We start from the raw sequence: 7,382 nt of genomic DNA, 5'->3' as shown, positions 1-7,382 counted from the left end.
AAACCGCCAAAGCTAATGGCCTAGAACCATCGAGTTACATCCAATACGTACTCGACCACATTGCCGACGCGGATACATTAGAAAAACTCGAAGCGCTATTGCCTTGGAACAGGGCGAAAGCAGGCTAGATTAGCAGGGCAAGACAAACCATTTTAGAGGGCTAATATAAGATCGCTTACGTTTTCTTCGGCAAGAACAGTTCGTTTAAACCACGCCATATTATTATTCCTATCGTCATGACTACTTCTATATAAGCTAGTGGATATATAAACATATTGCACGAAATATTCACGTAGCGAAGTGTTATAAATACGTCACATCAAGTTCGGTTGCGGTTACCTTAACGCCACAAAACATCAAAATAAGGTTACGAAATGCAATGTCTAGAGCCGGTCCATCGAGACCTTTGATAGTTTGATCGACTATAGCGCAGTAGCGTTGCATATATTCCAGCGCCGGTGGTGCTAGACGCCTTAGGGCAGCATCGTACATGGGAATTTGTTTGTCCCAGATACGGGCTTTTTTAAACGCTTCTTTTGCGCCCGAGCGTCGCGCTTCATGATGTAACTCTAATAGGGTAGTTAGATCCCGAGTAATTAACCATAAAAGAATGGTTTCTTCTGTGCCTTCTCCTAACAACTGGTTTAAGCAATGGAGGGCATCTTTTGCTTTGCCATTGAGGTAGCGGTTACTCAGGTCATAAATGGTATAGCGGCTACTATCGGCCACAGCACTGGCGATGGTTTCTACTTGTAGAACGGTTCCTTGGGGGTGTAGCAATGCCAGCTTGTCTATTTCCTGCGCCAAAGCTAACAAATTGCCTTCAGCTCTTTCACAAAGTAACTGGGCACTGTCATTGGTGAGAGTGAGTCCAGTTGCCTGGGCGCGTTGCTGCGCCCAACGGGGCATTCTTGGGGGATCAATCGGCCAAACTTGTATGAAAGCGCCTGTTTGTTCTAACGTAGAAAACCATTTGGTTTTCTGAGTACGTTGATCAACTTTCGGCAAGGTGATTAGAACCACATTATCGGGCCCTAAGTATTGGGGTAAATCGCTAAGGGCTTTGCTGTGTTTTTCGGTAAGTTTATCGATTTGGATGTCGAATAAGCGTCGACTGGAGAAGAGGGACATCGCTTGCAGCTCATTGACCACTTCTTGCCAATCGAACTGGGCATCCGCCACGAAACGTAGACGTTCTTCGGCAAAGCCGGACATAGTATGGCGGCGAATCGCATCCGCCGCTTCCTGACAAAGCAGCACATCATCACCACTGATGAGATATACCGGACGTATTGACTGTTTTAAGTCGGCAACAAGCTGATCTGGGCGAATTTTCATGGTTTAGAGTGGTGCATAGCTTAGGTCGTAAACCAAGAGATGGGCCAATTTCTGACCAAGCTGTTCCATCTGTTGCGCGTTATAGGCATCACGTACGGAAATGCTGGCATCCTGATTCACTAACACCGTAGAGGTAGATACGGTACGGGGGCCGAATACCACTTTGCCGTTACCATCTCGCAAGTAATAGGAAACAGATAAACGTCTTTCAAGCTGGGTAACATCATTGTCGCTGGCCCTAGCGAGCACCGTATCGCTAGTTTGCAGGCCATTCACAATGAGGTTCAGCGGGTTTTCTTGGTCATTCGCGGCAATGGTGACGCCGGCGCGGGTTAGTGCAGTGCGTAAATCTCGATCAAAGCCAGTAGAGCCACTTTGACTGCTGAGCAATAGGGTGCGTAGCTGGCTGGGTAGGTTCACTTCTCCCCGCAAATGAAAGCCGCATGCACTTAGCAAAAGACTCAAGGCGGCAATAAAAATGAATAACGGAGAGCTTAAACGAACCATAACAACCTCTAATGCAGCAAAGACAGTTAGGGAGTCCGAAGACTCCCTAACTTGATTTGGCTAGTTGGCAACAATATTAACCAAACGACCTGGGACAACGATTACTTTGCGAACTGTCTTACCTTCTATGAATTTCTCCACGTTCGGGTGAGCCAGAGCTTGGGCTTCGATTTCTTTGCTATCGGCATTGGCAGAAACAATGATTTCCGCACGTTTTTTACCTAATACTTGCACCACGATAGTCAGTTCATCTTTCACTAGCGCCGCTTCATCCACAGTTGGCCAAGGGGTGTCCACGACGTTTTCTGTGTGGCCTAGCTCGATCCATAATTGGTGAGCGATGTGGGGTACGATTGGCGATAGCAACAAGGTCGCCGCTTCCAATGCTTCGCGTTCTACCGCTAGACCAAGTTCAGAACGATCCTCGAACTTACTGATCTCGTTACATAGCTCCATGACCGCAGCAATAGCGGTATTGAAAGTCTGACGGCGTTCAATGTCGTCACTCACTTTGCTGATGGTTTCGTGGGTTTTACGACGTAGCGCTTTTTGCTCGCCATTTAGGGCCGACACATCCAATTCACCGGCTTTGCCAGCGTTCAAATGACGGTGTGCTAGTGACCACAGGCGGCGCAAGAAACGGTAAGAACCGTCGACACCGGCATCATTCCATTCCAAAGATTGCTCCGGTGGCGCTGTAAACATCATGAACAAACGTACCGTATCGGCACCGTATTTCTCGATCATTTCTTGAGGATCGACGGTGTTGCCTTTGGACTTAGACATCTTAGAACCATCTTTGTTTACCATGCCTTGGGTAAGTAGGCGGGTAAATGGCTCATCCGATTTCACTAGTCCTGCGTCACGTAACAACTTGTGGAAGAAGCGTGCGTAAAGCAAATGCAGAATAGCGTGCTCAACACCACCAATGTACTGGTCAACTGGAAGCCAGTAGTTTGCTTCCTCGGTTAACATAGCATCGTCAGCTTCTGGGCAGCAGTAACGGGCGAAATACCAAGACGACTCCATAAAGGTGTCAAAGGTATCGGTTTCACGCTGAGCAGGTTGGCCGTTGTAAGTAGTATCAGAGAACGCTGGGTTGTTCTTGATCGGTGAGTTTACCCCATCCATGACCACGTCTGTCGGTAGTACCACAGGCAGTTGATCTACCGGCGTGGTTACGACCGTGCCATCTTCTAGGTTGATGGTTGGAATCGGAGCCCCCCAGTAACGCTGGCGACTGACCCCCCAGTCACGTAGACGGTAGTTTACTTTTTTCTCACCGATACCTTGTTCGGTCATAAAGGCACAAATCGCGTCAAACGCTGCTTGGAAATCCAAACCGTCAAATTGCCCTGAATTGCACAAAACACCTTTATCGGTGTAAGCCGCTTGGCTTAGGTCAAATTCCGCGCCATCCGCAGGTTGGATAACTTGCTTGATCGGTAGGTTATATTTCTGGGCAAATTCAAAGTCACGCTGGTCGTGAGCAGGAACCGACATCACCGCACCAGAGCCGTATTCCATCAATACAAAGTTGGCGGCGAATACTGGTACCGCTTCCCCAGTCACTGGGTGAATGGCTTTAAAGCCCGTATCCATGCCTTTTTTCTCAACCGTGGCTAAATCCGCTTCTGTGGTAGAAGTTTGTTTGCTTTCTTCCACGAATGCTGCCAATTCGGCGTTGGTTTGCGCTGCTTCGAGTGCGAGCGGGTGTGTTGCTGCTACGGCGACATAGGTGACGCCCATAATGGTATCTGGGCGGGTTGTGTAAACCGATAGACGCTCCTCTTTGCCTTCAACGCCAAAGCTAAATTCCAAACCTTCTGAACGACCAATCCAGTTACGTTGCATGGCTTTTACTTTGTCAGGCCAACCTTCTAACTTGTCTAAGTCGTTAAGCAACTCTTCAGCGTAGGCGGTAATTTTAATAAACCACTGGGGAATTTCTTTGCGTACCACCTTGGTGCCACAACGCCAACAGCCACCGTCTTCTACTTGTTCGTTAGCCAAAACGGTTTGGTCTTCCGGACACCAGTTTACCGCTGAGGTTTTCTTATAGGCCAAACCTTTTTCTACCAACTGAGTAAAGAACCATTGTTCCCACTTGTAGTACTCTGGTTTGCAGGTAGCGATTTCACGATCCCAATCGTAACCAAAGCCCAGCTTTTTCAACTGGCCTTTCATGTAGGCGATGTTTTCATCGGTCCATTTGGCTGGTGCCGTTTTATTCTTGATGGCTGCGTTTTCAGCAGGCATGCCGAAAGCGTCCCAACCCATTGGTTGCAATACGTTTTTGCCTTGCATACGCTGGTAGCGGGAGATCACGTCACCGATGGTGTAGTTACGCACGTGCCCCATGTGCAGTCGGCCACTTGGGTAAGGGAACATAGACAGGCAGTAGTACTTTTCTTTAGAAGAGTCTGCGACAGCTTTGAATACTTTATTGGCTTCCCAGTAACCTTGTGCAGCTTGTTCAATCTGCTGCGGACTGTATTGTTCTTGCATGTGCTTTAGTAATCCCATGAAAGGCGTTAATGTGTATGACGACAGCACGTTAGCTTACGGTAAATCACCGTAGCTAAGTCAACAGGATGCTAATATCGCCAACAGGAAATAGAATTTTCCGCTATTTTATATACATGGCGCTGCTATGAGAAGGCGCGAGCGACGGGAGTTGTAGATTCTATGCAAAAAGATCCAAATAAAGAGGCCGAACTGATCGAAGAGGCCAAGAAAACACTGGAAGGCGCGAAAAACTGGTTCCTAGAGGATGTGGAACTCATGCGCGCCTATTGGCACGACAAAATGGGTTACATAGAAGCTTGGGTAGATGCCAATTGGCATTTGCTGAAAGAGGAAAGCGAAGAGCTCATCGAAGAGCTGGATGAAACCGAGGATGTCGCCCTGCTGTGGTTAATTAATCATGCTAATAACAATCCTGTGCCACTGGAGCGCTGCTCCGTAGTGACCACCCCGGCTAAACCGGGGCGTTATGTGTGTATGGGATGTGGACATGAAAACTCACACGATGGCGGCCCGCTACAAGCCTGTGAAGTGTGCCATCACGGAGTGTTGTATTTCCAAGGGGAGTAGTTTTGGTTATCACTAGCTGGTTTGTTTATTTCTTATTGGCAAGCCAGCTAGGACAAATAGCACTACCAAGAATAACAGCGGCCACTGGCCCCAACGAACATAAGGCGTTGTTCCCGTAAGAGGTGTGACTTTACTCGTTAAGGTGGTGCGCACAAATTGCGGAACTTGAGCCGTTATCTCACCGTTTTCGTTAATCACTGCGGTAACGCCAGTGTTGGTGGCGCGAATCATATAGCGTCCCATTTCTTTGGCTCGAAATTGGGCAATTTGCAAATGTTGCCACGGGCCAATGCTGTCCCCAAACCAACCATCATTGCTAATCGTAAGCAGCACATCGCTATCCCTGACCATAGTGCGCATCAGTTCCGGATAGACAATTTCATAGCAAACAAACGGTGCGATGGCTAACTCTCCCGCTTGCAAGGTCGGTTGATTAGCTTCTCCTAAACTGAACTGGGACATGGGCATACCAAATAGGTCAAACACGGGGCCAAACCAGCTACTTAAGGGGATATACTCACCAAATGGTACCAAACGCTGCTTGTTGTATAGACCAAATCCATTCCCCAACGCCCAGACACTATTAAAATAGGTTTGTCGCTCTTCATCCCAAGTGGGAACCCCGGTAATCACGGTGGTGTTGGTTTGTTGCAACTCTGCGGCAAAGCCCTCCATATAGGGCTCGATTTGGTGGAGCAAATAGGTAATGGCAGTTTCTGGCCAGACCACTAAATCACTGTCCAAGTGATTGATAGTGGCTTGTTGATAGTAGCTCAATGTGGGGGATGCGTTTTCCGAAAGCCATTTCTGATCTTGTGGCACATTCCCCTGTACCAAGGTTACCTGAATAGGATCGGAGGGGGAGAGTTGATACCACCCAGAAAATGGAGCGACTAATGGCAGTAACCATAGTACCGTCAACAGACATACTGATCGCTTTCTGAAGTGGCCTAGCAGTAGTTCTCCGAGGATCGCAGCCGTTGCCAAAGCTAAAGCTGAGGTAAACCAAATCCCGCCAATCACTGACCACTCAAATAGGGGAGTAGGTTGCACGCTATAGCCCGGCAGCAACCAAGGGAAACCGGTAAACAGGGTGCTTCTAAGCCATTCGGCTAGTAACCAAACTGTGACAAAACAGACCCAAGGGGCTAACGCTGGAAAACCCCGTAAACCATATGACCCTCGGGCTGCTAATCCCCAATAGAGGGCCATTAAAGCGATTAAGGCAAAGGTTACGGCAGCTGCACCAATAGCGCCTACCTGTCCAAAGCTAGCGACGCTGACATATACCCAAGAGATGCCAACGCCAAAGTAGCCCAAGCCAAAACCAAACCCCAGCCAACCAGATAGTGTTTTGCTTTGATTCAGATTAAGCAGGCCGTATAGACCAATAAAAGCAATAATTAGGCAGAACCACCAATTATATGGGGCGAAGCCCAATGGCCCGAGTGCACCAAGTAATAAGGCGTAGCAAACAGCAAGTTTGGGGTAAGATGAAAGATGTTGTTGAAGAGTTTGACGCCAACCGATTACCTTGGTTGGCGTCAAAGAAGAAGTGTGCCGGTTCATTAGCTCATAATTTCAGCGTTAGCAGGAGCAACCTGTAGGGTTTTTACGCGGCGTCCATCAGATTTGACGACCGTGAAGCGGAAGTTGTTGAAGGTGATTTCCTCACCCCGACTTGGAACGTGTCCAAACTGTTGCACAATAATGCCGCCGATAGTGTCAAACTCTTCCTCGCTCAAATCCGTGCGGAAATATTCGTTAAAATCTTCCACCGAACAAAGAGCTGGAACTAAATAAACATTGGGTTTATCGGTAGTTTGAATGTCATCATTTTCTTCCTTGTCGGTTTCATCTTCAATTTCACCAACGATTTGTTCCAAGACATCTTCAATCGTTACCAAGCCAGAAACGCTACCATATTCATCTAGCACGATGGCCATATGGTGGCGTTTGGTACGAAAGTCATTCAGTAGCACATTCAAACGCTTACTTTCCGGAATAAAGTTCGCCGGCCGCAAACAGCCAAGAATATCCTCACGGGTAACTGAGCCGTCTTTAAAGAGTAGTGGTAGCAAATCTTTTGCTAATAGCACGCCTAAAATTTCGTCGGAATCTTCTCCAACCACGGGGAAACGTGAGTGGGAAGAGTCGATGATTTTGCGCAAGGACGTTTTGGGGTCATCTTCTGATTTAATCACCACCATTTGTGATGGCGGAATCATAATGTCCCGAGCTTGTACCTCAGAAACCGCTAATGCACCTTCAGCGATAGTGAACGCGTCCCGGTCAATAACTTCCGTTGTTACTGCGGTTTGCAGTAATTCGATAATGTCTTCGCGACTTCTTGGTTCGTCATTAAAGGCTTGCGCCAATCGTTCAAACCAAGATTTGGGTTGATCGTTACCGTTACTCGATCGATCTTCACTCATAATTTA

7 protein-coding genes are annotated in these 7,382 nt (G+C 47.8%); 2 read left to right on the top strand and 5 right to left on the bottom strand.

All coding sequences use genetic code 11. The features are described from left to right. The coding region (locus FJM67_RS14385; protein WP_140588298.1) for a transposase domain-containing protein at positions 1-128 on the top strand (128 nt) is incomplete at its 5' end. 175 nt (positions 129-303) lie between these two features. Here FJM67_RS14385 and holA read toward each other — a convergent pair. The 3 genes from holA to leuS are packed head-to-tail and all read right to left on the bottom strand — an operon-like array spanning position 304 to position 4,353. Further along, on the bottom strand, positions 304-1,338 hold the full coding sequence (gene holA, locus FJM67_RS14380; protein WP_140590684.1) for a DNA polymerase III subunit delta: 1,035 nt from the start codon (positions 1,336-1,338) through the stop codon (positions 304-306). A 3-nt stretch (positions 1,339-1,341) separates the two neighbouring features. Further along, positions 1,342-1,845, bottom strand: a complete 504-nt coding sequence (locus FJM67_RS14375) for an LPS-assembly lipoprotein LptE (RefSeq protein ID WP_140590680.1) — start codon at positions 1,843-1,845, stop codon at positions 1,342-1,344. A gap of 60 nt (positions 1,846-1,905) precedes the next feature. Beyond that, positions 1,906-4,353, bottom strand: a complete 2,448-nt coding sequence (leuS, locus tag FJM67_RS14370) for a leucine--tRNA ligase (RefSeq protein WP_140590677.1) — start codon at positions 4,351-4,353, stop codon at positions 1,906-1,908. Positions 4,354-4,533: 180 nt separating this feature from the next. On the opposite strand from leuS, the gene FJM67_RS14365 reads away from it, so the two are divergent. Further along, positions 4,534-4,941: a hypothetical protein gene (locus FJM67_RS14365; protein ID WP_140590674.1), complete on the top strand. Its 408-nt coding sequence runs from the start codon at positions 4,534-4,536 to the stop codon at positions 4,939-4,941. Between the two features lie 12 nt (positions 4,942-4,953). Here the strand turns inward: FJM67_RS14365 and lnt are convergent, their stop codons facing one another. Next, positions 4,954-6,510 (bottom strand): apolipoprotein N-acyltransferase, encoded by a 1,557-nt coding sequence (gene lnt / locus FJM67_RS14360; RefSeq protein WP_140590671.1) that lies wholly within the window; start codon positions 6,508-6,510, stop codon positions 4,954-4,956. Further along, a complete protein-coding gene (locus tag FJM67_RS14355; protein ID WP_140590669.1) occupies positions 6,510-7,376 on the bottom strand; it encodes an HlyC/CorC family transporter in 867 nt (288 codons plus the stop codon). Before FJM67_RS14355 ends, lnt begins: the two co-directional genes overlap by 1 nt. Between the last annotated feature and the right edge of the window lie 6 nt (positions 7,377-7,382).

Source organism: Maribrevibacterium harenarium (assembly GCF_006385675.1).
GTDB lineage: Bacteria > Pseudomonadota > Gammaproteobacteria > Pseudomonadales > Marinomonadaceae > Marinomonas > Marinomonas harenarium.
Note: the sequence above shows the minus strand (reverse complement) of the source record. Positions and strands in the feature narration are given on the sequence as shown.